Annotated in this window: 24 protein-coding genes and 1 tRNA gene; 7 read left to right on the top strand and 18 right to left on the bottom strand. The window is 60.8% G+C overall.

Annotated features, from left to right (window positions below; translation table 11 throughout):
• Nucleotides 1-6: 6 nt before the first annotated feature.
• The gene (locus WI754_RS00580; protein WP_349435637.1) at nt 7-1035 is read right to left on the bottom strand and encodes a UDP-glucuronic acid decarboxylase family protein; all 1029 of its coding nucleotides are present in this window, start codon (nt 1033-1035) and stop codon (nt 7-9) included.
• Nucleotides 1036-2186: 1151 nt separating this feature from the next.
• On the opposite strand from WI754_RS00580, the gene WI754_RS00575 reads away from it, so the two are divergent.
• Nucleotides 2187-3146 (top strand): glycosyl hydrolase, encoded by a 960-nt coding sequence (locus WI754_RS00575; protein ID WP_349435636.1) that lies wholly within the window; start codon nt 2187-2189, stop codon nt 3144-3146.
• Here the strand turns inward: WI754_RS00575 and WI754_RS00570 are convergent.
• The 5 genes from WI754_RS00570 to argH all read right to left on the bottom strand — a co-directional run bounded on the left by WI754_RS00570 (nt 3115) and on the right by argH (nt 10963).
• On the bottom strand, nt 3115-4767 hold the full coding sequence (locus tag WI754_RS00570; RefSeq protein WP_349435634.1) for a glycosyltransferase family 39 protein: 1653 nt from the start codon (nt 4765-4767) through the stop codon (nt 3115-3117). The genes WI754_RS00575 and WI754_RS00570 overlap by 32 nt on opposite strands.
• 453 nt (nt 4768-5220) lie before the next feature.
• Nucleotides 5221-7845 (bottom strand): TIGR02302 family protein, encoded by a 2625-nt coding sequence (locus tag WI754_RS00565; RefSeq protein WP_349435632.1) that lies wholly within the window; start codon nt 7843-7845, stop codon nt 5221-5223.
• A 144-nt stretch (nt 7846-7989) separates the two neighbouring features.
• Nucleotides 7990-9258, bottom strand: coding sequence for a diaminopimelate decarboxylase (lysA, locus tag WI754_RS00560; RefSeq protein WP_349435630.1), 1269 nt, complete (start codon nt 9256-9258; stop codon nt 7990-7992).
• A gap of 12 nt (nt 9259-9270) precedes the next feature.
• Nucleotides 9271-9465, bottom strand: coding sequence for a lipoprotein (locus tag WI754_RS00555; RefSeq protein ID WP_349435629.1), 195 nt, complete (start codon nt 9463-9465; stop codon nt 9271-9273).
• A 94-nt stretch (nt 9466-9559) separates the two neighbouring features.
• Complete coding sequence (gene argH / locus WI754_RS00550) at nt 9560-10963, bottom strand: argininosuccinate lyase (protein WP_349435627.1); 1404 nt, start codon at nt 10961-10963, stop codon at nt 9560-9562.
• A gap of 43 nt (nt 10964-11006) precedes the next feature.
• On the opposite strand from argH, the gene WI754_RS00545 reads away from it, so the two are divergent.
• On the top strand, nt 11007-11690 hold the full coding sequence (locus tag WI754_RS00545) for a TlpA disulfide reductase family protein (protein ID WP_349435626.1): 684 nt from the start codon (nt 11007-11009) through the stop codon (nt 11688-11690).
• Here WI754_RS00545 and WI754_RS00540 read toward each other — a convergent pair.
• The 8 genes from WI754_RS00540 to WI754_RS00505 form a co-directional block, all read right to left on the bottom strand.
• On the bottom strand, nt 11676-13268 hold the full coding sequence (locus WI754_RS00540; RefSeq protein ID WP_349435625.1) for an EAL domain-containing protein: 1593 nt from the start codon (nt 13266-13268) through the stop codon (nt 11676-11678). The genes WI754_RS00545 and WI754_RS00540 overlap by 15 nt on opposite strands.
• Before the next feature lie 92 nt (nt 13269-13360).
• Nucleotides 13361-14233: a 3-hydroxybutyryl-CoA dehydrogenase gene (locus WI754_RS00535; protein ID WP_349435624.1), complete on the bottom strand. Its 873-nt coding sequence runs from the start codon at nt 14231-14233 to the stop codon at nt 13361-13363.
• Between the two features lie 229 nt (nt 14234-14462).
• The gene (locus WI754_RS00530; protein ID WP_349435623.1) at nt 14463-15392 is read right to left on the bottom strand and encodes an electron transfer flavoprotein subunit alpha/FixB family protein; all 930 of its coding nucleotides are present in this window, start codon (nt 15390-15392) and stop codon (nt 14463-14465) included.
• Between the two features lie 26 nt (nt 15393-15418).
• Complete coding sequence (locus WI754_RS00525; protein WP_349435622.1) at nt 15419-16168, bottom strand: electron transfer flavoprotein subunit beta/FixA family protein; 750 nt, start codon at nt 16166-16168, stop codon at nt 15419-15421.
• A gap of 290 nt (nt 16169-16458) precedes the next feature.
• Nucleotides 16459-17253, bottom strand: coding sequence for a rhomboid family intramembrane serine protease (locus tag WI754_RS00520; RefSeq protein WP_349435621.1), 795 nt, complete (start codon nt 17251-17253; stop codon nt 16459-16461).
• 33 nt (nt 17254-17286) lie between these two features.
• The gene (locus WI754_RS00515) at nt 17287-17865 is read right to left on the bottom strand and encodes a cob(I)yrinic acid a,c-diamide adenosyltransferase (RefSeq protein ID WP_349435620.1); all 579 of its coding nucleotides are present in this window, start codon (nt 17863-17865) and stop codon (nt 17287-17289) included.
• A 3-nt stretch (nt 17866-17868) separates the two neighbouring features.
• Nucleotides 17869-18066 (bottom strand): twin transmembrane helix small protein, encoded by a 198-nt coding sequence (locus tag WI754_RS00510; protein WP_113003780.1) that lies wholly within the window; start codon nt 18064-18066, stop codon nt 17869-17871.
• 23 nt (nt 18067-18089) lie between these two features.
• Entirely contained in the window at nt 18090-18923 is an 834-nt protein-coding gene (locus WI754_RS00505) for an SDR family oxidoreductase (protein WP_349435619.1), read from the bottom strand.
• 92 nt (nt 18924-19015) lie between these two features.
• Between WI754_RS00505 and WI754_RS00500 the strand changes: the two genes are divergently transcribed.
• On the top strand, nt 19016-19930 hold the full coding sequence (locus WI754_RS00500) for a YihY/virulence factor BrkB family protein (protein WP_349435618.1): 915 nt from the start codon (nt 19016-19018) through the stop codon (nt 19928-19930).
• Here WI754_RS00500 and gluQRS read toward each other — a convergent pair.
• Nucleotides 19925-20812, bottom strand: coding sequence for a tRNA glutamyl-Q(34) synthetase GluQRS (gene gluQRS / locus WI754_RS00495; RefSeq protein ID WP_349435617.1), 888 nt, complete (start codon nt 20810-20812; stop codon nt 19925-19927). The genes WI754_RS00500 and gluQRS overlap by 6 nt on opposite strands.
• Before the next feature lie 99 nt (nt 20813-20911).
• On the opposite strand from gluQRS, the gene WI754_RS00490 reads away from it, so the two are divergent.
• The gene (locus WI754_RS00490; RefSeq protein WP_349435616.1) at nt 20912-21559 is read left to right on the top strand and encodes a DNA-3-methyladenine glycosylase; all 648 of its coding nucleotides are present in this window, start codon (nt 20912-20914) and stop codon (nt 21557-21559) included.
• A gap of 108 nt (nt 21560-21667) precedes the next feature.
• Nucleotides 21668-22225, top strand: a complete 558-nt coding sequence (locus WI754_RS00485; protein ID WP_037125657.1) for an HNH endonuclease — start codon at nt 21668-21670, stop codon at nt 22223-22225.
• A gap of 60 nt (nt 22226-22285) precedes the next feature.
• Here the strand turns inward: WI754_RS00485 and WI754_RS00480 are convergent, their stop codons facing one another.
• Nucleotides 22286-22807, bottom strand: a complete 522-nt coding sequence (locus tag WI754_RS00480; protein WP_349435614.1) for a disulfide bond formation protein B — start codon at nt 22805-22807, stop codon at nt 22286-22288.
• Between the two features lie 8 nt (nt 22808-22815).
• Nucleotides 22816-23403, bottom strand: coding sequence for a YqaA family protein (locus WI754_RS00475; protein ID WP_349435612.1), 588 nt, complete (start codon nt 23401-23403; stop codon nt 22816-22818).
• Nucleotides 23404-23581: 178 nt separating this feature from the next.
• Between WI754_RS00475 and WI754_RS00470 the strand changes: the two genes are divergently transcribed.
• A tRNA-Leu gene (locus tag WI754_RS00470) sits at nt 23582-23666 on the top strand.
• A 274-nt stretch (nt 23667-23940) separates the two neighbouring features.
• On the opposite strand, the gene WI754_RS00465 is transcribed toward WI754_RS00470, so the two are convergent.
• Nucleotides 23941-24174, bottom strand: a complete 234-nt coding sequence (locus WI754_RS00465) for a hypothetical protein (RefSeq protein ID WP_349435611.1) — start codon at nt 24172-24174, stop codon at nt 23941-23943.
• 190 nt (nt 24175-24364) lie between these two features.
• Between WI754_RS00465 and WI754_RS00460 the strand changes: the two genes are divergently transcribed.
• The gene (locus WI754_RS00460; protein WP_349435609.1) at nt 24365-24700 is read left to right on the top strand and encodes a hypothetical protein; all 336 of its coding nucleotides are present in this window, start codon (nt 24365-24367) and stop codon (nt 24698-24700) included.
• Nucleotides 24701-24935 lie beyond the last annotated feature (235 nt).

Below are 24935 nucleotides of genomic sequence, written 5' to 3'. Positions count from 1 at the left end.
CACCTCTCAGTTGTTTGCCGCCGCATGCCGCAGGATGCGGTCGAAATAGGCGATGGTCGAGAGGAGGCCGTCCTCGATATCGACGTACGGACGCCAGCCAAGCTGCGCGGCCGCCAGGCTGATATCGGGCCGGCGCCGCTGCGGGTCGTCAACGGCAGCAAGCTGATGGACGATCGGAGACTTTGAATTGGTGAGGCGAATGATGCGCTCGGCCAAGTCGATCATGGTCAGCTCGGTGGGGTTGCCGAGATTGATCGGTCCGGTCACGTCCGGCGATGTGTTCAGAAATTTCAGGAACCCGCCGATCAGATCGTCGACGTAGCAAAACGAACGGGTTTGAAGTCCGGATCCATAGATGGTGATGGGCTCATTGCGCAGTGCCTGGACGATGAAATTCGAAACGACACGTCCATCATCGGGGCGCATGCGCGGCCCATAGGTATTGAATATCCGGGCGACTTTGATCTTGAGGCCAAAGAGGCGGTGGAAGTCGAAAAACTGGGTCTCCGCGCAGCGCTTTCCTTCGTCATAGCAGGCGCGAGGCCCTATCGGGCTGACATTGCCGTGGTAGTCTTCGCGCTGTGGCGACACCAGCGGATCGCCATACACTTCCGAGGTCGATGCCTGGACAATGGTTGCATCCCGGCGGCGGGCAAGCTCCAGCAGGTTTCGGGCCCCGATAATATTGGTGAAGAGCGTGCCGATAGGGTCGGCCTGATAGGCAGGAGGCGATGCCGGACTTGCAAAATTGAAGATCGCATCGACCTTGACGTTGAGCGTCGACCGGACATCGTGGCGCCTGAAGGCGAAATTCGGCAGGTCGAACAAGTGATTGATGTTTTCGACGCGTCCCGTTGAAAGGTCATCGACGCAGATGACGTCGTGGTCTGTCGCCAGAAGCAATTCACACAGATGCGAGCCAAGAAAGCCTGCGCCCCCCGCGACAAGTACTTTCTTGAGTTTTTTACTCCTGTTACTAGGGAATTGCAGAATATTTTCAGTAATACCCTTTTTCGATTTGTTTGTTCGCGTCATGTTTCAGCCTCCCGCATGACCACACAAAACTAGATGTCGAACGCAGATCTCCCCCAAAATTCTAAGGGCGGATGGATACCGATCCCCAGAATTTTATGGGTGCAAAACCGCCGACTCGCGGAATACTCCGGGGAAGAGCACGAGGTTTGGACGGGTTCTGCCGCTTATGCGGAGAAAAAGTCAGATCGAAGGGCGCGATCCGATTAAGTAAAAAATGGTTACCTATACATTAACATGATTATGCCCGCGATTGTCACAGAAGTCAAAGACGATTTGGGGTTTTCTTAAACAACGGAAAAGACACATGTTTCGGATGTCACAATGAGACAGGGGAATTAGGCCTTTGGCGAATCTCTACTTATCTTTGCGTAATAATACTTATCATTCAGTCCCACTCGCGTTGAGCGCTGGGAAGTAATGAGTTGACGGAGAGCGCCAGTGCGCTCCGATATTTCTAATGAAAGAGATTGCGAACAGAAGGTTGTTCTGTCTAAAGGAGTGTGTGTTGTGCCAAATCGGTGCATCCGATCAGATTTCGTACAATGGTTGAAATTTCTTAACGCTGTTATTCAATCTTCTATTCAATTAGTTTCTAATAAAGCCGTTGTTAACGATAAGATGAGATGCTGAAACCGAGACAGGGGCCGGTCACTCGTGGAGCAGGGATGTATTCGGAAAACGTTGGGACAAACGAAGCGTCCGTAAGGACGCAGTTTCGTAGAGTTTCATGTGCAATCGCAGTCGGTCTGGTGTCCTTGCTCACATCGTGTTCTTCCGAGCGGGCATCCCTCGACGCGGTTTCTGCTGCTCCGTATCAAGCTCCCAGCAAGGGCGCGGTTCAGAGCGTGGCTGCTGCGGAGGTCCGTGAAAAGCGGGCGAAAATTGCTTCCGTGAAAGGCGTCAAATATGTTTCGGGCTTGGAAACGAACACCCGTTTGATCGCCTATGGCCGGGGTCCGTATATCTGCTCGCCGAGCGGTTTCGGCCGCACCTCCCGATGCGTGCCCCGCTGGAGCTTCAATTGATTTCCAGGTGAACGCCCTTCTTTCGCATGAGCGCCGACGCGTTGGCGGCCGGCGCGACAGGACCCATGCATGACTGCACGACGCTTGCTGCCTCGGATGGACTGGCGCTATCTGAGGGGACGTTTTTTGGGACTCGTTGTCGCGACTGCGCTGGCTCCGGCTGGCGGAGAAGCGTCCGAGATCGGCTTGCCCCTGGTGGACACGTCGGCGAGGACAGCGGCTATCGGTGCCACTGCTGCATCCACCACGCGCACGGCGAGCCGGGTCACCATGGGTGTCTACGATCCTCAATCGATGGTAAAAGGCAGCGACGATTTCCAGATCGAGCATGTCTTCGTGGCTTGGCAGGCGCCGGACAAACGTGCGCTGGATCGCAAGATCAAAAGTGCTATTCGCGACCATCGTGGCCTCATGATATCCGTGGAGCCCTTCACGCATGCTGCGGATTGGCGGGCAGGCGGTGATCGCCTGTTCAAGGACATACGGAACGGGCGCTTCGATTCCGAGATCGAGTGGATTTGCAACAAGGTTCGCGGCGTCCGCGCTCCCCTCTACATACGCTGGGGACATGAAATGGAGGACGTCGATGGCCGTTACCCATGGGCGCGAAAGGATTCGGGAGGCTATCGCAAGGCCTTCGCGTATTTTGTGTCGCATTGCCGCGCGATCCTGCCTGACGCCCTCTACATATGGTCGCCGAAGGGGCACAAGAACCTCGCCGCCTATTATCCTGGCGACGAATTCGTCGATATCGTCGGGATTCCCGTCTGGGGCCTTGAGAAGATGGACATCGACTATTGGAACCGGCCCAGGCGTTTCAGTGAAACGGTCGAGGAAAAATATGAGCGCGTTCGGGAGTTTCGCAAGCCCGTCATGATAGCGGAACTCGGTGTTTCCGGGAGCCAGACCTACAAGCAAGGCTGGTACGCGGAGATTTTCAATTCGCAGGACTATAAAACGCAGTTCCCGCTGTTGGAGACGATCCTGTTCTTCAATGACAGGGAGCCCTACCGCTGGCCCCTGGGATACGGTTCACCGGACTGGCGCTTTGACCCTAAAACCCTTGCGTCGCTGGTTCCGCGTTAGAAGATGATTGTGTGGGACCGACAGCCCTTTTCATGCGGCTCCCTCGATAAGACGCGGTTGGCGGCGCAAGCCGGTAAATCAGCAGGGTGTCGTCATCGATGACACGCTCGGCTGTCTTGTCGAGATGCGCAATAAGGCCCGTGTTGTATTCGAGGAGCTTGCGCCCCTTCGAGTCGCGTGCATTTTTCGCGACACCGAACCACGCCGCGTCTTTCGCCCGCAGCGTCTCCAGCATGTCGATCGCCTCGCCGTCGTCCGGAAGCACCGACCAGTCGTTCATCCCGCCGCCTGGCGGGAAGACCCAGCCCCGACGTCGGCTATAATAGATCGCTATCGGATCGCCGATCGTGGCTGATGCGGCAATCACCAGATCGCCGGGCTTGCTGAGAGAGCTCAGCTGCACACCAAGCTTGTGGCCGGATTGGGCGTAGGGTGTCTTCATGAGCTGGAGCCCTGGAATGCTGCCGCCGACGATGACGACGCCCACGATGGATGCCAATCGCAGCCAGCGCCATCGCGAGCCTGGGTGGCGGCCGTCAATGGCGGTCAATAGGATAAGCCCCCGGCCCGCCATTACAGCCACCGGCACGCTGAAGATATGGAAATTCCACGGATTGGTTTTGATCTCGCGCGCGGCGAAGAAATAGACCAAAACGGCGCCGGCGAACCAGACATGGAAAAACCACGGGGCCTTGTGGCGCGCCGGGTCGGTCATGCCCGGCGGCGTCACCAGCAGGGCTATGCCGGCGAGTATCAGGACGGGCAGGGAAAAGAGCCAGCTGCTGGCGATCTTCCATGCGGCGGGAAGGTAAAAAGCCTGGCTGAGGAATTTGGACAGCCCGTCGTCCCATAGATAGCCGCTGCCAGCAACATGATAGGGCGGATAGTTCGTGCCGACATAGAGCGCCCATCGGTAGTACGCGAGGATCAGCGCGCCGGCGATCAGCGCGACCGGCAGGATCTGCAGGATGCGACGCGGGTTGAGCCTGCCTCTCACCTCAAGAATGGAGAATGTCGCATAGGTCATCGGAGCGACCACGGCGATGCCGGGCAGCTTCGCCAGCACGCCCAATGTCGTAATCGCGCCCGCGAGCACCAGAAGACCGTGGCGGTCTTCCTGCAGATAGACGACATAGAGCCAGGCACCGGTGATGACCAGCGACAGCATCGCAGGATCGGGAAGAAACGACTGGTCGATGAAAACCGCGCCGGGCATGATAGCGAGCAGAAAGGCGCCGGCGTGAGCGTGCGCCGTGTCCCACACGCGATTGATCAACCGATGCAGTGCAAGGACGCCCCAGAGGCCGAAGGCAATCGCGACAAGGCGCCCCAGCCAGTCGTGCCAGCCGAACAGGCTGTAGAGCAGGGCGGTGATGTAGGAGATGATCTGAAGTTCGCGACCCTGATAGGAGGGACCCGGACCGGTCCAGCTGACCTGCGGAAAGAAGATGTTCCAGCTGCGTGTCATGAAATTATCGGCCATCATGGCCGTACTTGCTTCGCGCCAGCTAAAGGCATCGATCAAGGGTTGCTGGACATCGTGGAGACGAAACAGGGCGGCAAGCACCAGTATGCCAGCCAGAACCGCGGAATTACGCTGCCCGATACCGGATTCCGGCATTATGTCCTCCCCTCGACCGGCAAACCACGGTGAGGACTATAGTACAAATGCGTAACGCTATGGTTACTCCGTGAAAATGCAAACATTGTCAGCGCTCAGAGATGAACTTTCCGGGTAGTGATAGCCGGGCATTTCGTGCCGCGACGAGTATTGCGGAGGTGTTGTCTGTATAAGTTTGCGCAAGAAAGCTCGGTGGACGGCGGACTTTAGACATGCCCGCGGTTTTCGAAATCCGGCATCCGCAGCTGAATACTGCTCAACATCTATGCGAGGAAACGCAAGCCAGGACGTGAAACAGGAGCAGCTGGCGGCCCTCAGGCGTTGGCCCGACCGGACGCTCCGGCTCACCGCACAGCGATTGGAACACGCTGACCTTCACCTCTGTCGTAGACGGGAACCTCCGCAAGCAGCCCTCCATCCCGGGCAGGCCCGTTCAGGCTGAATTTGAAACACTCAGCGAATATCGAGCAGCCGTTCCAAATATCGCCGCTCGGTCTCCGGCGAGGAATTCGTGCCGAGACGACGGCGGATTTCCTCGAGGATTTCTCGCGCGCGCTGGGTATCGATCTCGTCCGGCACCTTGACCTGATCGCCGAAATCCGGCCCGGCATTCTGCTGCCGGCGGCCGAGCGGGTCGCGGCCGTTCTGGCCATATTGCGGAATGCCTTGTCCCTGTCCGGGGCCCTGACCCTGGCTCTGCATCTGCTGCATCATGTCCTGGGCGCCGTCGCGCAAGGCCTGCAGCGCGCGGCCCTGGCTGCCGACGGCCTGTTCACCCTGTCCCTTGCCGAGCTGGTCGGCGGCCCCCTTCATCTCGCGGCCTGCCTCACCGAAACCCTTTCCAGGCTTGATGCCCATGCCTTCGAGACCCTTCTGCAGTTCGCCAAGTTGTTTGCCGAGCTGTTCCTGCTGCGCCTGCAGATCCTTCAGGGCCTGCTTCAGTTCCTCGGCCGTCATATTGTCGAGCGGCCCCGGCTGGGCGTTCTCGTCGGGCTGCTGGCCGGGTTCCTGCGGCATGTCCTGATTGAACAGCTCCTGGTCCTCGCCGTCGAGCGGATCGCCGCGCTGCATGCGGTCACGCAGCGCCTGGTCGAACTTGAAGGTCTCGTCCATCAGCTGCTGCTGCCGCTGCATCAGCTGGCCGAGCTTGTCCATCTGCTCGCGCATCTGGCTGTTTTGCTGGCCCTGCTGTTGCTGCATGCGCCCGGCCTGGAGACTGTTCATCATCCGCTGCATTTCCGACAGCAGCTGGCGCGCCTGATCCTTGGCGCCGGATTTGGCGAGGTTCTCGATCTGGTTCATCATCTTTTCCAGATCCTGCTGGCGCAGCACGTTGTTCTGATCGGGATTGGCAGCCATGCGCGGGTTCTTGGCGGCCTGTCTGGCAAGCGCCTCCATATACTCCTGCATCGCTTCCCGCAGTTCCTGCATCAGCTTGGCGATTTCCTCGTCGGAAGCGTTTCGTTCCAGCGCATCCGATAGCTTCTGCTGGGCGTCGCGCAGGCGCTTGTCGGCCAGCGCGATATCGCCGTCCTCGATGCCGAGCGCGATCTCCCAGAGATGGCTGGCGGCGTCACGTGCCATGTCGTCGTTGCGCACGAGGGCCATGCGGGTGCGTGCCGACTGCAGCAGCAGGAAATGCGTGAGGTTCGGGATCGTCTCGTCCGGCCGGATCATCAGCGCGTCGTTGAGGTCGATCGAACGTGGCAGCTGGTTGGCATCCAGCGCGAATACCTGGCGCTGCTCGGCGACGGCACCTGCCAGCGGCTCGAAGAACTGGCGGGAAGGCAGGATCATGTCCTGCGGCACGCTGCGGCCTTCCTGCCCGGCTGCGTCCCTGGCCACGAGCGTGACGCGGACGCGCTTTCCGGAGAGCGGATGTTCGCTAAGATTGCGGCTCGTCAGCCCCTTTGCCTCGCGGGCGTTGCGCTTGGGCAGGTCGAGGCGATATTCCGGCAGCGGATAAAGCGGACGGGCCCCGGCCTCGGGCTTGTCCAGCGGCTTGATCTCGGCCCAGGCGTCCTGAATGCCGTAGTCGTCTCTGGCGGCAAAGCCGATTTCGAGCGCTGCGTTTACGGGGTGCGGGACGCCGTCAAAAGCGATGTCGGGAACGCTGTCCGGAATCACCGTGAAAGCCCAGGTTTTGCCGTTGACCGCAAGCGTGCCGTCTTTGGCGATCTTCAGAATATGGGTTTCGCCGCCGGGCTTGGCCGGATCGGCTGCGACGGTTTCGGTGGCGGCCTTTTGACCTTCGCCCGGTTTCGCCTCCTGCGCCGGAACGACAAGCGGTTTGCCGGTACCATCCTCGTGATAGGTTACGGCCGTGGTCGCGCCGCCGCTGGTGATACGCACGGTCAGTTCGCTGAACTGCGGGATGCGAAGGGGCTCGCTGTTGCTTGCGGTCTGTTCGCTTCCCTCGCGGCCGGTCAGGAAAACCGGCGCGCGGCCGGTATAGGCGGGCGGCGTCACCCAGGCATCGATGCGCACATCGGGCTTTGCCTCGACCTGTTGCGGCGGATGAAAGGCATCGGAAATCTGGCCGGCACGGTTCGAATAGGAATAGGCGAAAGCGACACAGGCGATCAGCACGGGAAGCGCGCGCAGGCCGTAATTGTCGCTGCGGGCAATGTCCGGCCGCGGCAGGCCGGTTTCCAGCGCGTTGATCATCCGCGCCATGCGTACCTGGTGTTCCTGCCACAGGGCATGGCCGAAGGCGCCGCTGGTGGCCGGCTGGTCGTCCTGAACGCGGATCGCCTGGTGCGCAAGGTTGTTGCGTTCTTCGAGCATCCGGTCCGCGTCGGTATTGCCGGGAACGCGAAGACGCAGCAGCGGGATCAGCAGGGCGACGAAGGCGGCCGCAAAGACGAAAAGGACTGTGGCATGCAGCCAGCCCGGCGCAACGCGGAAGAAACCGAACCAGGCCGTCGAGAGAAACAGAAGCACGGTCGCAGCCAAGGGCAGAGCGCGAGGCGCGGCCTGTTCGGCGACGAGAACGAGGCGTGCAAGCGTCCGCTTGACCGCGAGGCTTCTTATGAAGCTCGCCGTCCCCGTCGAGACATCCCGCCGGATTTTCGTCATCCGTTCCCTTTCAGCGTTCGAAACGTGCTGCAAAGGATAACACTCTTTGTGGCGAAGACGAGGGCGATAGCGCGATCGTGATCGATTTCCATCGTCCGCGGCCGCCGCTATCAACAATCGCGGACCGCGAACCGTTGGCTCGCGTCAGTCCAGCCAATCCGGCACGGAATCAAGCCCGATCAAATCTTCGTAGCTGGTGCGCGGGCGAATCACGTGGAATCGGTCACCCTTGACCAGCACTTCGGGCACCAGCAGACGGCTGTTGTAGGTGCCAGCCTGCACGGCGCCATAGGCGCCTGCCGTGCCGACGGCGATCAGATCGCCGGGCTTCGGCATCGCCATTTCGCGGTCGAGCGCCAGATAGTCGCCGGTTTCGCAGACAGGGCCGACTACATCCGCCTTGATGCGCGGTGCATTGGCGGCGGAAATCCGTACAGGCCGTATTTCATGATAGGCCTCGTACAATGTCGGGCGGATAAGATCGTTCATGGCGCCATCGACGATGACGAAGGTCTTTTCGCCGCCATCCTTCACGTAGATGACCTCGGTCACCAGGATGCCGGCATTGCCGACGATCAGCCGGCCGGGTTCGGTGACGATCTTGCAATTGAGATTGCGCAGCTGGTCCTTGACGATGTTGGCGTAGGCGTCGGGCAAGGGAGGCGGATTGTTGTCTTCCCTGTAGGGCACGCCAAGCCCGCCACCGACATCGACGTGATCGATCGTGTGGCCGTCGGCGCGCAGCGTATCGACCAGTTCGCGCAGCAGCTTGAAGGCATCCTCGAACGGCTGCAGCTCGGTGATCTGGCTGCCGATATGCATGTCGATGCCGGTGACCTTGATGCCCGGCAGGGTCGCGGCATGGGCGTATACGGCGCGCGCACGCTCCCACGAGATGCCGAACTTGTTTTCCTTCTTGCCGGTCGAAATCTTGGCATGGGTCTTTGCATCGACGTCCGGATTGATGCGGAACGAGACATGCGCCTGCTTGCCGAGCCTGACGGCGCGGGCGTTGAGGATTTCGAGTTCAGGCTCGGATTCGACGTTGAAACAGTAGATGCCAGCCTCGAGCGCGAGGTCCATTTCCCCTGCCGTCTTGCCGACGCCGGAGAACATGATGCGGCTTGCCGGAATGCCAGCCGCCAGAGCCCGGCGCAGCTCGCCGCCTGAAACCACGTCGACACCGGCGCCGAGCCGGCCGAGCGTCTTCAGCACCGCCTGGTTGGAATTGGCCTTCATCGCATAGCAGACCATCGCGTCGATATCGGCGAAGGCCTTGGAGAAGACCGAATAGTGACGCTCCAGCGTTGCGGTGGAGTAGCAATAGAATGGCGTGCCGACTGCCTTGGCGATGTCGATGACGGAGACGTCTTCCGCAAAAAGGATGCCGTCGCGATATTCAAAATGGTTCAAGGGAGTGCCCTGTTAAAGGAGAGGGTCGAGGAGGAAGGGCTTGTCTTGCGCTTCATCCTTCTTTTCAACGGTGCCGGGTGCTGCCTTGGTGTTGATCGGCGCGGACGAACCCGGCCGATCAAGATCACCCTTGCGGCCGCAGCCGGACAGTACCAGCCCGGCAATGGCAAGGGCCGCAATCAGATAAGTGGTGTTTCGCAGATGCATGGATGCTTCCTGGTCCGGGCAACAGCGCCCTTCGTGCAAATTCGTCGAAACTCATATCGAGTTTTCAGAGTCTTGTGCACCCTGAATCTTGCCCTCAGTTCCGTCCGCGCCACCAGGCGATCTGCTTCCTCACTTCGCTCGGCGCCGTGCCGCCAAACGACGTGCGGCTGGCGACCGAGGCTTCGACCGTCAGCACGTCGAACACCTTGTCGGTGATATCGGCATGGATCGCCTGCAGGTCTTCCAGCGAAAGCTCTGCAAGCTCGCAAGCTTTCTGTTCGGCCAGCGCCACCGCCCGGCCGGTGACATGGTGGGCATCACGGAAGGGCAGGCCCGCCTCGCGCACCAGCCAGTCGGCAAGGTCGGTCGCGGTGGAATAGCCGGAGCCGGCGGCGGCCTTCATGCGGTCGGCGCGAACGTCCAGGTCGCGCACCATGCCGGTCATGGCGGCGATGGCGAGTTCCAGGCTTTCGGCCGAATCGAAGACCTGTTCCTTGTCTTCCTGCATATCCTTGGAATAGGCGAGCGGCAGACCCTTCATGACGGTGAGCAGCGCGATCAGCGAGCCGTTGATGCGGCCGGTCTTGGCCCGCACCAGCTCGGCCGCATCCGGGTTTTTCTTCTGCGGCATGATCGAGGAGCCGGTGGAGAAGGCGTCCGACAGGCGCACGAAGCCGAATTGCGGCGTCGACCAGATGACGATCTCTTCGGCCAGCCGCGACAGGTGCACGGCGCAGATCGAGGCGATCGCCAGGAACTCCAATGCGAAATCGCGATCGGAGACGGTATCGATCGAGTTGCGGGTCGGCTCGCGGAAGCCGAGCGCCTTGGCCGTCATATGGCGATCGATCGGAAATCCGGTGCCGGCAAGCGCTGCCGCACCGATCGGGCTTTCATCCATATGCTCGATGGCGTGTCGCACCCGCGAGCGGTCGCGGCCGAACATCTCGACATAGGCCATGCAGTGATGGCCAAAGGTGACGGGCTGCGCGGTCTGCAGGTGGGTGAAGCCGGGCATCACCGTCTCGGCATGCTCTTCGGCGCGGTCGAGGAAGGCGGCGATCAGGTCCGTCAGCATCTGCTCGCACTTCTGCAGCTCTTCCTTCACCCAGAGGCGGAAATCGAGCGCCACCTGGTCGTTGCGCGAGCGGGCCGTGTGCAGGCGTCCCGCTGCCGGGCCGATCAGCGTGGCAAGCCGCGCCTCGACATTCATATGGATGTCTTCGAGCCGGCGGGAGAATTCGAACTGGCCGCTTTCGATCTCTGACAGGATCGTGTCGAGGCCGTGAACGATCTTGTCTTTATCCTCGGCCGAAATGATGCCTTGATGCGCAAGCATGGTCGCATGCGCTATTGAGCCGCGGATATCCTGAGCGAAAAGCTTCTTGTCGAAGCCGATCGAGGCATTTATCTCCTCCATGATCGCCGCCGGCCCTTGTGCGAAGCGACCGCCCCACATCTGGTTGGAGCTTTTGGTTTCGGAAGTGCCGTCGCCCATGAAGAATGCCCGCCCTGGAGAATGACCCGTTTTGGAAAATGAAGTGACAGACCGACACAAACGCCTTCCTGCCGCCAGACTGGTGATGATCGCCGCCCTTCTCGGGCTGATCGCCGGTGCGGCAGCGGTATACGTCAGGGAAAGCGGGTCTGGCAATGGTCAGGCGGTGGAAACCGCCGATGCAAAGGCTTGTGAGGCGTCAAAAGATCGGGTCGCGGCGATCACGCCGTTCCTGAAAGGCCAGGTCGCGGCCATGGCACCGGTCAGCGAGCCGCGCCCGCTCGCCGGATTAAGCTTCAAGGGCAAGGATGGAAAAGACCTGACACTCGCCGATTTTGCCGGCAAGACCGTTCTCCTGAACCTCTGGGCGACCTGGTGCGTACCCTGCCGCGAGGAAATGCCGGCGCTGAACGCTCTGCAGAAGACCGAGGGCAGCGACACGTTCGAAGTCGTGGCCGTCAACATCGATATCGGCGACGATGAGAAGCCGAAGGCGTTTCTGAACGAGACCGGCGTGCACGAGCTCGGCTACTACCGGGATGTCTCCATGGGCGTGTTCAATTCGCTGAAGAAGGAAGGCCTCGCCTTCGGCTTGCCGGTCACGCTGCTGATGGATGAAAAGGGCTGCCTGATTTCCTCGATGAACGGGCCTGCCGCCTGGGACAGCGACGACGCCAAGGCGCTGGTCAAGGCCGCTGTCGCAGCGCCGCCTTCAGGCGCTCTTTAACAGCGAACCGCGCCCATCCGCCTGTTCGCATGCGGCGGCTTCCTTTGCCGCCATGGCGAGGATCGTGGTTGCGGGCACCGGTTTGGAATAGACGTAACCCTGCCCCTCGCGGATTCCGAGTTGCAGCAGGGCGGCAATCTGCTCCTCCGTCTCGACGCCTTCGGCGACCACGGTCATGCCGAATTTCTCCGCGAGCGCGGCCAGCATTTCGATGAGTTCCGATGACTTGCGATCAAGGGCGATGCCGTCGACGAAGAACTTGTCTATCTTGAGATAGTTGGCGCCGAGCGCATGGATGGCGGACAGGCCGTTGTGGCCGGTGCCCGCGTCATCGATGGCAACCCGCATGCCAGCGTCGATGAGTCTCTCCGTCACTGCGGCAGCCTTGTCCTTGTCCACGATGGCCTGCCGTTCGGTGACCTCGACGACAAGCGAGCGCAGTGGAAGCCTGAACCTTGTGGCCTGCGTGGCGAGAGTGTCGACGAAACCCTCGGCCAGATATTGGTCCGGCGTAACGTTGAAACTCAGTTTGAGATGGCCCTGCGTCTGCAGCAATTCGCCGAGTTGCGCGCCGGCTTGTTTCAAAAGTTCGGTTGTCAGTCTTTCGATACGGCCGCTGTTTTCGGCGAGCGGGATGAAGGCCAGCGGCGGAATCATCGATCCGTCCGGTTTGATCCACCGCGCCAGCATTTCAAAGCCGAGAAGCTTTCGGTCCTGAAGGTCGAAAATCGGCTGGAAATAGGGCTGGATCTGTCCGCTGGACAATGCCGCATCGAGTTCGTCGAGGATTGACGTGTTGCGGAACATGCCGCGCGCCGCAAGAATGCCGAAGCCGAGGCCGAAAGCCACGGCGATCGCGATCGTCTGAGGCGACAACGCTTGGTTCCATCGGGCGAGCGCGGACGAATCGACCTTCAAGCTGAACTTGATGGGATATTGTGTCGACTGCTCCTCGAAATTGGTCAGTTCGACGCCATCGGTGTACCATTTCCGCTCGGGACTATAGCTGGCAAATGACGTGCCGTCCGCAAGGGTAAGCTGCATCAGCGCGCTCTCGCGCAGCTCGGTCGGAAGGATTGCAAACAGCAGGCCGCTGGTCGCGAGAACTTCGACGATGTTTTCTTCCTGCCCGTATTGCCAGCGCACGCCCAGCCCCTTCCAGCCCTCGAAACGGAGGGAAAAGAGCGAATAGCCCGGGCTCTTGGTGCGGTTGTGCGGTGCGGTCGCGATCGATTGCTCGAGCGCCTGGTTGTTCGCCTCGTAACTCCAGCAGACGCCACTTCTCGTTTCAAGGCGCATGTTCTTCATGATGCTGGATCCGTAGAGCGCCTTTGTCATCGCCATGCGATCGACGGTGGCGCACGACGTGCTGCGGTTGAGGATGACGTCGCTCATTTTCATCGTGGCGGAGTCGATCGCCAGTTCGGTGCGGTTGATGGTGTCAGCTGCAAGCTGGCGCAGCTGTTTCTCGTTCCACGACGCGATGAAGGCCGTATGGGCAAGGTAGAGGCCGCCGACGAACAGCCCGGTGAAGCACAGCACGAAAGCTATGAAGCGAAGTTTGCGCTGAACTCTCATTGCCCGGCCCGTTGCTGACGCGGGAACGGTGGGGCAAACAGGTTAAGATCGGTTGAATTTTTCTACCGCTGATTTAGCAGTCGACCACAGGCTCAGCGTGTCGGTATGGGCACGTCGCCGCGATAGTCGTAGAAACCGCGGCCGGATTTGCGGCCGAGCCAGCCTGCCTCGACATATTTGACCAGAAGCGGGCAGGGGCGGTATTTCGAATCCGCCAGGCCATCGTGGAGCACCTGCATGATCGAAAGGCAGGTATCGAGACCGATGAAATCGGCAAGCTGCAGCGGTCCCATCGGATGGTTGGCGCCGAGCTTCATCGCTGTATCGATGGCGTCGACGCTGCCGACGCCTTCATAGAGCGTGTAGATCGCCTCGTTAATCATCGGCAGCAGGATGCGGTTGACGATGAAGGCCGGGAAATCCTCGGCAACCGTGATCGTCTTGTCGAGCGCCGTGACGAACTGTTTGGCGGTGGTAAAGGTCTCTTCCTCGGTGGCGATGCCGCGCACCAGTTCGACCAGCTTCATCACCGGGACCGGGTTCATAAAATGGATGCCCATGAAGCGTTCCGGCCGGTCGGTCGCCGACGCAAGCCGGGTGATCGACAGGGAGGAGGTGTTGGTGGCGAGGATCGCATCGGCCTTGAGAACCGGACAGACCTGGCCATAGATCTTGCGCTTGATGCTCTCATCCTCGGTCGCTGCCTCGATGACGAGATCGGCTTGGCTGAGGTCGTTGATGTCTGCGGATCCCTTGATCAGCGACAGCGCTTTCTTGCGTTCCTCGTCTGTCAGCTTGCCTGAGGAAACCTGCCGCGCCATGTTGCCGTTGATGGTTGCAAGGCCGGCTTCGACGCGGTCGGCGGAAATGTCATAGATGTGCACCTTGTAACCGGCCGCAGCCGATACCTGGGCAATGCCGCAGCCCATCTGTCCAGCGCCAACAATTCCGATATTCTTGATCATCGAGCCGATTTTCCATCATCAGTGCGGAAGGGCGGTCGCGCTTCCGTTTCAGGCAAAGAGCAATGAACCCGCCAGGCCGGGGTTCCGGATGCAAGTGATAAAGGCATCGCGCCCAATTTTCCAGCCTTTATTGATGATCGAAGCAACGGAAAGCCGAGCATATGTGGCACCTGCTCAACGAAAAACGGCCGCGCTCGATGGCGCGGCCGCTGATGTCATTTCGAAATACTCAGAGTGCCTTTTCCAGCTCCGGCAGGATATCGAAGAGATCGCCGACGAGGCCGTAGTCGGCGACCTGGAAGATCGGGGCTTCCTCGTCCTTGTTGATGGCGACGATGACCTTCGAATCCTTCATGCCGGCCAGATGTTGGATGGCGCCGGAGATGCCGACCGCGATGTAGAGCTGCGGCGCCACGACCTTGCCGGTCTGGCCGACCTGCCAGTCGTTCGGGGCGTAGCCGGCATCAACCGCGGCACGGCTTGCGCCGACGGCGGCGCCGAGCTTGTCGGCCACCGGCAGGATGACCTGCTGGAACTTCTCCGACGAGCCGAGTGCGCGACCGCCGGAGATGATGATCTTTGCCGAGGTCAGTTCCGGACGGTCGGAGGAGGACAGCGCATCCTTGACGAAGCTGGACAGGCCCGGATTGGCGGCCGCCGAAACGGTTTCGACGGCGGCGGAACCGCCTTCGCCAGCCGAGGCGAAGGAGGCGGTGCGCACGGTAATCACCTTCTTGGCCTCGCTCGTCTGCACCGTCTGGATGGCATTGCCGGCATAGATCGGCCGCCGATAAGTGTCGGCCGAGACGACCTCGGTGATTTCCGAAATCTGGGCGATGTCCAAGAGGGCGGCGACCCGCGGCAGCACGTTCTTGCCGACCGAGGTCGCGGCCGAAATGATCGTGTCGTAGCTGCCTGCCAGCGACACGATCAGCGCCGCCAAGGGCTCGGCGAGGTTGTTGGCAAGGCTTGCGTCATCGGCCAGCAGCACCTTGGAAACGCCGGAGAGTTTTGCCGCCTGTTCGGCCGCGGCCTTGGCGCCCGAACCGGCGACCAGCACATGGACGTCGCCGCCGATCTTGGCGGCGGCCGTCAGCGCCTTGGCGGTCTGGTCGGACAGGGTTGCGTTGTCGTGATCTGCCAGAAGAAGAATGGCCATGATGTTAGTCTCCCTTTTCCTGGACCTTAGAGAACGCCGGCTTCGTTTTTGAGCCTGTCGACCAGTTCGGCGACCGACTTGACCTTGATGCCGGCCTTGCGACCACCCGGCTCCTCGGTCTTCAGCACTTTCAGGCGCGGGCTCGTATCGACGCCGAAATCGGCCGGTGTCTTCTTGTCGAGCGGCTTCTTCTTCGCCTTCATGATGTTCGGCAGCGAGGCGTAGCGAGGCTCGTTGAGGCGCAGGTCGGTGGTGACAACTGCTGGAAGTTTGATCTCGATGGTCTGCAGACCGCCGTCGACTTCGCGGGTCACTTGCGCCTTGCCGTCGCCGATCTCGACCTTGGACGCGAAGGTGCCCTGCGCCCAGCCGAGCAGCGCCGACAGCATCTGGCCGGTCTGGTTCGAATCGTCGTCGATCGCCTGCTTGCCGACGATGATCAGGCCGGGCTGTTCGGCTTCGGCCACACCCTTGATGATCTTGGCAACGGCGAGCGGCTCGACGGCATCGTCGGTCTCGACCAGGATCGCCCGATCCGCACCCATGGCAAGCGCCGTACGCAGGGTCTCCTCGGCCTTGGCCGGACCAACGGAAACGACCACCACTTCCGAGACCTTGCCAGCTTCCTTCAGCCTGAGCGCCTCTTCGACCGAGATCTCGTCGAACGGGTTCATCGACATCTTCACATTGGCAAGCTCGACACCGGATCCATCCGGCTTGACGCGGATCTTCACGTTGTAGTCGACGACCCGTTTGACGGTGACCAGAACTTTCATAGTGTCCTTCCTTACAAGACGTTTGCCGAGAAAATGCGCTTTAACGCAGTTGCCTGATTGTCGGTTGGCGACATCGATACGCGTTTTTTCTCCAATTACAATCTTTGCCCCTCCGGTGGCCAACAGATTGCGATGGGAAAAATACTTACGTTTACGTGCGCGTCAATATCAAATCGTGACCGAACGGCGAGCGTTTGCGGCCATTTTTCGGGAGAAAACGCGTTTAACGTCGCTAATACGTTGTTTTTAACCGATATCGTTCAGTTGGCTGCCGCTGGCTTCCGAACCGCTCAGGACGGTCTTCCCCAAGGCGTGGGCTTTCTTGCGTTTTCGGTGGCAACGGCAGACGGGGTGCTGGGCGTTGCCTCGACATGCCGGACGGCGCGCGGCGTGACGATCGTGCGGTCGAACAACGGCACGTCCCGGCGTCGCAAAACGACAACCAGAATGAGCCCGGCAATGATGCCGCCGACATGCGCGCCCCAGGAGACGCCGCTCTCGGGATCTGCCACGAGCATGAAGAACTGCTGTCCGATCCAGAACGCCAGCGGAATGAAGGCGGGAAGGGGAAGCGGGATGCGAAAGAGCACCAGCACCCAGACCCGGACCTTGGGGTGCAGCAGGAAATAGGCGGCGACGACCCCGGAGATCGCCCCGGACGCGCCAATCAACGGCGCTTCGGAGGCCGTGTTGACCAGGCCATGCGTCAGGGCGCCGGCGGCGGCGCACAAGAGGTAGAAGATCAGGTAGCGGAAATGCCCCAGCGCGTCTTCGACATTGTCGCCGAACACCCAGAGGAACAGCATATTGCCGGCCAGATGCCAGACGTCACCATGCAGGAACGCATAGGTGACGTAAGTGGCCTCGTCCGGCACCAGCACAAGGTCAGGCGTGAGTCGCGCATAGTCGAAGGCGATCGCGGGAATGTAGCCCAGGCCCATGACAGTGGCGTTGGAAAAGGTTTCCGGCACCAGCAGCGGTCCGGTGAACAGCCAGATGACCACATTGAGGATGATCAGGCTGATCGTGACATACTGGACCTTGATGTGCTTCAGGGAATTCGCGTCGTGCAGCGGTATGAACATGAGATCCCCTGAAAAACCGGTTGCGTGGCGAGACTACCTGTTTTTGCCCGGAACCCAAAGCACATCCGACTTGCCCTTGCCGTTCGTCCAGCGCGCCGCGACGAAGAGGAAATCGGAGAGTCGGTTGACATAGGCGAGCGCCTCGCGGCTGACGATCTCGCCCTCCATTCGCGCCAGTTCTACCATCTGCCGCTCGGCCCGCCGCGCGACCGTGCGGGCAATATGCAGTGCGGCCGCCGCTCCACTGCCGCCGGGGAGTACGAAGGAGCGAAGCGGGTCGAGTTCGGCGTTCAACGCGTCGATCTCGGTTTCGAGCCGGGTCACCTGTGCGGCGATAATGCGCAGCGGCTCGTAAGGCAGCGTCTCGCCCGTATCCGGCGTCGAGAGGTCCGCGCCGAGGTCGAAGAGGTCGTTCTGGATGCGCATCAGCATGGCATCCAGCGCCGCGAGCTCAGTGGTATGCTGGCGCGCCAGTCCGATGAAGGAATTGGCCTCGTCGATCGTGCCATAGGCCTCGACACGCAGATCGCTCTTCAGGCGGCGGGGGCCGGTGGCGAGACCCGTCGTGCCGTCGTCGCCCGTCTTCGTGTAGATCTTGTTCAGTCTCACCATCGGTCAGCGGCCGCCGCCGGTGAACCACAGCGTCAGCATGATCAGCACGATCGCCACCGCCTGCAGGAACACGCGGGCCTGCATCAGCTTGTTGGATGTGTTGCCGTCGCCGCCCCTTACCATGTTGAGGAGGCCGCGGATGAGAACGATGACGACAACGCCCATGACGAGCAACGTCAAACCGGTCATAAAACTGTTCATCTGATTTACCTTCGTCTTTCCCGTCAGCCGAGACGGCCGATGATGCGATAGAACAGACCGGCCGGAAGCAGTTTCTTCAGAAATGCGCCCTGTTTGGCCGGCAGCGTCACGATGTAATGCGGCTTCGGCTTCTTTGCGGTCAATGCGCGTTTCAGCGCAGCATAGACCGCATCGGGCTCCAGCTTGCCTCTGGCAGGTGCGCTCTCGCCCTTCAGTCGTCGCATCTGCCGTTCATATTCCTTGGCATGCACCGAGCCCTTCATATCGATGAAGCGCTCGACATAAGCGATCGCATTGGCGGTGAAGCGCGATGTGATCGGTCCGGGCTCGATCAGGCTCACCTCGATGCCGCTTCCGGCAAGTTCCATGCGCATTGTCAGCGTCAGGCCTTCGAGCGCGAATTTCGACGCATTGTAGGCGCCCCGCCATCGATACGGCACGATGCCGAGGATGGATGAGCACTGCACGATGCGACCGTGACCCTGCGCCCGCATTGCCGGGATGACCTGCCGCGTCAGATCGTGCCAGCCGATGACGTTGGTTTCCAATTGCAGGCGCAAGGCTTCCGTCGGCAGGTCCTCGACCGCGCCAGCCTGCCCGTAGGCGCCATTGTTGAACAGCGCGTCCAGCCTGCCGCCAGTGCGGACAAGCACCTGTTCCACAAGAGAATATATGGTGTCTGGCTTGGTATAATCCATAAGGAAGGCTTCTATGCCGTCGTTTTCCAGGGACCTGAGATCCTCCGGCCGCCGGACGGTCGCAAACACGCGCCAGCCGTCCTTGGCCAGTGCCCGGGCGCACCAGGCGCCGATGCCGGAGGAGCAGCCGGTGACGATTATCGAGGGACGGTCGGTCATTCTGGTCAATTCCTGTAGAAATCAGCGCCCGGTTTCCCATATTCATGAACGGGTTACAATCGCAGAGAACTGCTGGAATAGTTGGAGAGACAATGCCGGCCTTCATTCGCATAGCCTGGAAGGTCATCTTCGACGCGGTCTGGCATTTCAGCGAGGATGACGGCTGGGCGATGGCGAGCCATGTCGCTCTTTCCACCCTTTTGGCGATCTTTCCCTTCCTGATCTTCGGCACGGCGCTCGGCAGTTTTCTCGGTGCCGATCAGTTCGCGACCACCGCCGTGCATTTCATCTTTGATACCTGGCCCGAATCGATCGCCAAGCCGATCTCGGACGAGGTGGTGCGGGTGCTGACCATCCCACGCGGCGGTTTGCTCACCATATCCGTGCTGGCGGCCGCATACTTCGCCTCCAACGGCGTCGAGGCACTCAGGGTTTCGCTCAACCGCGCCTACCGCGTTGCCGAAAGCAGGCCGTGGTACAAGACGCGTGTGGCCAGTCTCGGTTTCGTGCTTGCCGGCGTCTTGGTCCTTGCCATCGTCAGCATCCTGCTGGTGGCCGTGCCGCTCGCCGTCCGCTATGCCGGAACCTATCTGCCGTGGTTCAACAATCTTCTCGTTCTGCTCGACAGCTGGAGCCTTGCAGGCGTGTTCGTCATGCTGACGGCGGGGCTGGTGGTCAGCCATCTGTGGTTGCCGGACGGACACCGGAAAATCCTCGACGTGCTGCCGGGCATCATCCTGACGCTGATCGCCTGGTCGATCGGCGCTTATGTTTTCGCCTCCTACCTTGCCACTTTCGCCAACTATGTCTCGACCTATGCCGGCCTCGCCTCGATCATGATCGCCCTGGTCTTCCTCTACATCGTCGGCGCCATCTTCATCATCGGGGCAGAGATCAATGCGGCGATCATGAAATACAAGGTCAAGCGCATGGTCATCCGCAGCTTCAGGGGCGCGAAGGAGGTAGAGGGGCAGACTGCGGAAAACCGCAGGGAAAATATCCTATAGGATCATCGCCCTGACATCGTCCGGCGTTTTTCCTGCATCACGGAAAGCCGCAATCCCCGTGTCCCTGTTGCTCTTCGACAGTTTTCGGCCGTCCGGCCCGGGAATGAGGTGATGATGGTGGTAGATCGGCTCCGGAAGATCAAGCAGCCGCTGCAGCAGCCGATGCACCGCGGTCGCATGATAGAGATCGCGTCCGCGTACCACATGCGTCACCCCCTGCAGCGCATCGTCCATCGTCACGGCGAGATGGTAGCTCGAGGGCGCATCGGAGCGCGACAGGATGACATCGCCCCAGGCAGCCGGGTCGGCGGTAATCCGTCCCGTTTCGCCGTCCGGCCCCGCACCGGTTTCCTGCCATGTCAGCGGCGCGTCCAACTCCGCGATCGCCCTGTCCATGTCGAGCCGCCACGCATGCGGCTTGCCGCCGGCAAGCATCCGCTGGCGGCCGGCGGCCGAGAGCTTCCGCTCCTCGCCGGGATAAAGCGGTGCGCCGTCCGGGTCGCGCGGCCAGGCTTTGCCCTTCGCTTCGAATTCGGCAACCGCTGTCTTGATCGCCCCGCGTGTCAGGAATGCCGGATAGACCAGGTCCCGGTCGATCAGCTTGCCGAGCGCCTGCCGGTAGAGATCGAGATGTTCGGACTGCCGGCGGACCGGTGTTTCCCACGACAATCCGAGCCAGCCGAGATCGTCGTAGATCCCGGCTTCGAATTCCGGCGTGCAGCGGGTAATATCGATGTCCTCGATCCGGAGCAGGAAGCGTCCACCCGTCGTCCTCGCCATGTCATGATTGAGAATGGCCGACAATGCGTGACCGAGGTGAAGCTGGCCGTTCGGGCTTGGCGCGAATCGAAAGACCGGTTGTTTTGACAAAGGTGCGTTCATGCTTTCTTCTTGCCATGGATGAACGCGCCGGGCCATTCGTTTCACGCCTGTTGTGGTGGCGAATCGCGTGAACGCCCGCTTTGCGTTGGAGGATTGGAGATGCGGATCATCCGCACGCACGAGGATATCGCCGCCGGGTTGCAGGGGCTGGTGATGCTTGATGCGCGGCTGGAGCCGGTGGTCGCCAAGGCGGGACCGGTGCCGCTGCGCCGCGCCGATCCCGGCTATCGCGGCATCGCCAATATCATCGTCTCCCAGATGGTATCCAAAGCCAGCGCTGCGGCGATCTGGCGGCGCATGGAAGAGAAGCTGGGCGAGATCTCGGCCGAGGCGGTTCTTGCCGCGTCCGACGAGGATTGCCGCGAGCTCGGACTGTCGCGCGCCAAGGCCGAGGCCCTGCGCGCCGTGGCAAAGGCCGTCACCCTCAAGGAACTCGATCTCGAGGCGATCTGCTCGACCGAAGGCAGCGCCGCCATCCGCGAAATGACCTCGATCAAGGGTGTCGGCCGCTGGACGGCCGAAGTCTATCTCTTGTTCTGCGCCGGTCATCCCGACGTCTTTCCGGTCGGCGACGTGGCGCTGCAGAATGCCGTCGGCCATGCGCTGACGCTGGAGGTCAGGCCCTCGGCGCGGGAGCTTGATTCGCTGACGGAGCTCTGGGCGCCGTGGCGCAGCGTAGCCGCCCGGCTTTTCTGGGCGTATTATGCCACCGAAATGCGCCGGGACGGGCTGCCGGTGGCGCCGTAAGGCAAAAAGCGAATCTTTTGTTTCCTTTTTCCTTTTGGCTTCACAATCCTGACGCAACGCGCCTAATATAGAAGGTGCAGGTGCCGAATCGAGCAGGAGTATACTGGCTTGACGATTGCAGTCTCACCACACGGCCTTCCAGCGCTCGTGCTGAACGCTGACTACAGGCCGCTGAGTTACTACCCCTTGTCGCTCTGGTCCTGGCAGGACGCGATCAAGGCCGTTTTTCTAGACCGTGTGCATATCCTCGCAGAATACGACCACCAGGTTTCCTCGCCCAGCTTCTCCATGCGCCTGCCGAGCGTCGTATGCTTGAAAAGCTATGTGCAGCCGTCGCGCCATCCGGCCTTCACCCGGTTCAACGTCTTCCTGCGCGACCGGTTCGAGTGCCAGTATTGCGGCTCGCCGGATGACCTGACCTTCGATCACGTGATCCCGCGCTGCTGCGGCGGCCAGACCACGTGGGAAAATGTCGTTGCCGCCTGTTCGCCCTGCAATCTGCGCAAGGGCGGCAAGCTGCCGCGCCAGGCGGGCATGTTCCCGCATCAGAAGCCGTTCCACCCGACGGTGCAGGACCTGCACAACAACGGCCGGCTCTTCCCGCCGAACCATCTGCATGACAGCTGGATGGACTATCTCTACTGGGATGTTGAACTGCAGCCCTGATGGCCTTGCGCCACGGCCATTGACCGCAAGAGCGGCGGCGCAAGCCGCCGCCGATGCAGGTTACGCCTTCGCCGCGCCCCGCAGCGCGATGGCAGCCAGGATCAGGCTGGCGATGACGTTCCATCCCGCAAAGGAAAGCCCGAGAACGCGCAGGGCTGCATCCGTGCAGGAGGGGCCGTGCTTGCTGTCGAGATCGCCGAGCAGGTCGCCGACATTGGTCGACACGCCCGATGCCGAGGTTGCGCAGGTCGCCGGGCCTTCCCAGAAATGCCACTCGACACCGGCGTGATAGACGCCGAGCCCGGCGCCGACCAGCATCAGAGCGCCGATGATCGCGAGCAACGACCGCGTCAGCCAGGTCGGCAGTTTCAGCACGGAGGTCACGACGGCGAGGATGCCGATCGGGATGCCCCAGTAATAGGGTGTGCGCTGCATCAGGCAGAGCGCGCAGGGGATATAGCCGCCGATATGTTCGAACGCGAGCGCCCCGCCGACGGTCGCCGCCATGCCGAGCGTGGCGACGAGCGAGGGAGAAAGGCCGCGGGAAGGCTGTGTCAGGCTATCGCTCAAGGAAGGCTCCATCAGGCGTATCAGGCAAGGAAACGATAGGCCGCAAACATGGCGATCAGCAGGCCGGCAACGGCCGCCGCCAGCATGCCAAGCCGTTTTTCGATGAAATGGCGGATTTCCTCGCCATAGCGGCGCAGCAGCCAGGCGAGCACGAAGAAACGCGCGCCGCGGGCGATGATCGCCGAAATGATGAACAGGCCGAGGTTAATGTTGGCCGCACCGGAAAGGATGGTCACCACCTTGATCGGCGGCAGATGCGCAAGGCCCGAGGTCACCAAAAGCAGCACCAGCGTCTCGTAGCCGACCGATGCCTTCAATTGCTCGAAGGCGTCCAGCTTGCCGTAGAATTGCAGGATGGGCCTTGCCAGCGTCTCGAAGGCGTAGTGGCCGATATACCAGCCGGCGATGCCGCCGAGCACCGATGCCACCGTCGCAACAAGCGCATAGCGCCAGGCGCGCTCCGGCCGGGCCAGTGCCATCGGCAGGAACAGGACATCGGCGGGAACGAGGAAGATGGAACTCTCGACGAAGGCGATGACGGCCAGCCAGACTTCAGCGGATTTCCGGGCGGCGAGCGACATTGTCCAGTCGTAAAGGCTACGGAGCATGCGGGCTTTCCAGTTAATCTCGAAGTCTTTTAGGCAGGATTGCCGGGGCTGTAAATGATTTGCTGCAGGTGCGAAGCGCACAGTTTTGTGATTCCGTCCGCCCCGATCGTCAAAATCCCGGTTGACCGGCCCGAAAGGCTTCGTGTACACGCATTTTGCTACCTCGAAAGGTATCCGTGCCCCATTGGCGGAACTGGTAGACGCGCTCGACTCAAAATCGAGTTCCGAAAGGAGTGCTGGTTCGATTCCGGCATGGGGCACCAGCACACTTTTCAATCCCCGATTTTGTTTGGTTTCTCGCCGTTTTGCCAACCGTCGACATGTCGGTCGATGTCAGTCGTGTTCGTTTTCCAAAACGTAGGCATCCCAGTGTGGCAGAATCGCTGCAGTCATTGATTTCAGAAGGTGCTAATACTCACCCGTGAATGCGGCGCGACCTGACCCACCCCGCGTGTTAGTTTGCGGGGTGGTGCGTCGCCCGATCGTCGGCCGGGCCGGTGCACGCCCAGCGCCGCGGTCTGGTGACCGCTCTATGCTTCAATCCTGCCGCGTAATGGCGTCTCGTTCGAAGCTCGGCGTCCAGCCGCGGGTAAAGCCGATGCTCATGGCAATCCGGGTCAATGCCAGTTGCTCGCGCAAATGACGGCAGTCCTCGATCAGCATGCCGATCGTGACGCGAACATCGCCGTTATGAAACGCCAGCGCTGCGGCAATCGCATCGGCCGGCTCGGAATATTGAATGTCATGCGCAATGGCATCGATCGTCGGCACGGCTTCTCCTATCCCCTGTGCAGAGACAGTGGATATCCTGTGGACAGATTTTCAAATTGGCGGCCGCATCGCCGTGCATGTTCTTATTATGTTCTCCTTGAGAGTCAATCACCGTTTTCGGAACCTATTTTTCACGATTCCGTTAGTAGTTATGTCTCACTGAGAGAAAGATCGAATGCTGGAGGCAGACATGAAAAGTGTGGTTGATAAGCTTCTCGCTGCGGCGTTGATTGTTGCCGGTGCCTTGACCGCGCTCCCATCTGCTCCATTGGCACAGTCGATGGACTTGTACATTGGACCGGGCGGCCCCGATTTGGAATTCCGAGATCAATATCGAAGGGACCATGAATGGCGAGGCGGCTGCAGCGAACGGCAAGCTATCCGCCGTGCCTACAGGCTCGGTATGCGTGATCCTGCGATAATGTCCATGGGACGCCGGCAGATCGTCATTGATGGTATCGGCCGGCGTGGTGAATATACGAAACTGCGCCTTGCAAATCGCGAAGGGTGCCCGCGCATAGGATGAGGCTTGGCGTCGTGCACGTCGCTGCAAGGCGTCCTGGCGCGTTGCAGGAACGCCAGCCCGATCGAGCCAGCAATTGTTTGTTATCGAGTTCCAGTCGATTGAATTGGGCGGGGCCAGCGCGGAAACACGAACCGAAGCACTGGCCCCTATGGCGCGAAGCCGACAGGCATAGCTTACCATCTCTCGGTTGCAGTAAACAACGCTGCAGAGGTCGTAAGAACTACCGCTTTAGGGT

Origin of the sequence: Pararhizobium sp. A13 (assembly GCF_040126305.1) — a bacterium.
In the GTDB taxonomy this organism is placed as follows: Bacteria; Pseudomonadota; Alphaproteobacteria; order Rhizobiales; family Rhizobiaceae; genus Pararhizobium.
The sequence above is the reverse complement of the archived record's forward strand: the minus strand, read 5'-3'. Positions and strand labels throughout refer to the sequence as shown.

Bases quoted from the DNA above. Each gene is read 5' to 3' on its own strand.
- WI754_RS00540 (WP_349435625.1), bottom strand. From the start codon at position 13,268: ATGAGAGTTCAGCGCAAACTTCGCTTCATAGCTTTCGTGCTGTGCTTC.
- argH (WP_349435627.1), bottom strand. From the start codon at position 10,963: ATGGGCGACGGCACTTCCGAAACCAAAAGCTCCAACCAGATGTGGGGC.
- WI754_RS00535 (WP_349435624.1), bottom strand. From the start codon at position 14,233: ATGATCAAGAATATCGGAATTGTTGGCGCTGGACAGATGGGCTGCGGC.
- WI754_RS00555 (WP_349435629.1), bottom strand. From the start codon at position 9,465: ATGCATCTGCGAAACACCACTTATCTGATTGCGGCCCTTGCCATTGCC.
- WI754_RS00530 (WP_349435623.1), bottom strand. From the start codon at position 15,392: ATGGCCATTCTTCTTCTGGCAGATCACGACAACGCAACCCTGTCCGAC.
- WI754_RS00490 (WP_349435616.1), top strand. From the start codon at position 20,912: ATGCGGATCATCCGCACGCACGAGGATATCGCCGCCGGGTTGCAGGGG.
- WI754_RS00475 (WP_349435612.1), bottom strand. From the start codon at position 23,403: ATGCTCCGTAGCCTTTACGACTGGACAATGTCGCTCGCCGCCCGGAAA.
- WI754_RS00565 (WP_349435632.1), bottom strand. From the start codon at position 7,845: ATGACGAAAATCCGGCGGGATGTCTCGACGGGGACGGCGAGCTTCATA.
- WI754_RS00510 (WP_113003780.1), bottom strand. From the start codon at position 18,066: ATGAACAGTTTTATGACCGGTTTGACGTTGCTCGTCATGGGCGTTGTC.
- WI754_RS00515 (WP_349435620.1), bottom strand. From the start codon at position 17,865: ATGGTGAGACTGAACAAGATCTACACGAAGACGGGCGACGACGGCACG.
- WI754_RS00500 (WP_349435618.1), top strand. From the start codon at position 19,016: ATGCCGGCCTTCATTCGCATAGCCTGGAAGGTCATCTTCGACGCGGTC.
- gluQRS (WP_349435617.1), bottom strand. From the start codon at position 20,812: ATGAACGCACCTTTGTCAAAACAACCGGTCTTTCGATTCGCGCCAAGC.
- WI754_RS00570 (WP_349435634.1), bottom strand. From the start codon at position 4,767: ATGCCGGAATCCGGTATCGGGCAGCGTAATTCCGCGGTTCTGGCTGGC.
- WI754_RS00520 (WP_349435621.1), bottom strand. From the start codon at position 17,253: ATGTTCATACCGCTGCACGACGCGAATTCCCTGAAGCACATCAAGGTC.
- WI754_RS00580 (WP_349435637.1), bottom strand. From the start codon at position 1,035: ATGACGCGAACAAACAAATCGAAAAAGGGTATTACTGAAAATATTCTG.
- WI754_RS00480 (WP_349435614.1), bottom strand. From the start codon at position 22,807: ATGGAGCCTTCCTTGAGCGATAGCCTGACACAGCCTTCCCGCGGCCTT.
- WI754_RS00505 (WP_349435619.1), bottom strand. From the start codon at position 18,923: ATGACCGACCGTCCCTCGATAATCGTCACCGGCTGCTCCTCCGGCATC.
- WI754_RS00460 (WP_349435609.1), top strand. From the start codon at position 24,365: ATGAAAAGTGTGGTTGATAAGCTTCTCGCTGCGGCGTTGATTGTTGCC.
- WI754_RS00525 (WP_349435622.1), bottom strand. From the start codon at position 16,168: ATGAAAGTTCTGGTCACCGTCAAACGGGTCGTCGACTACAACGTGAAG.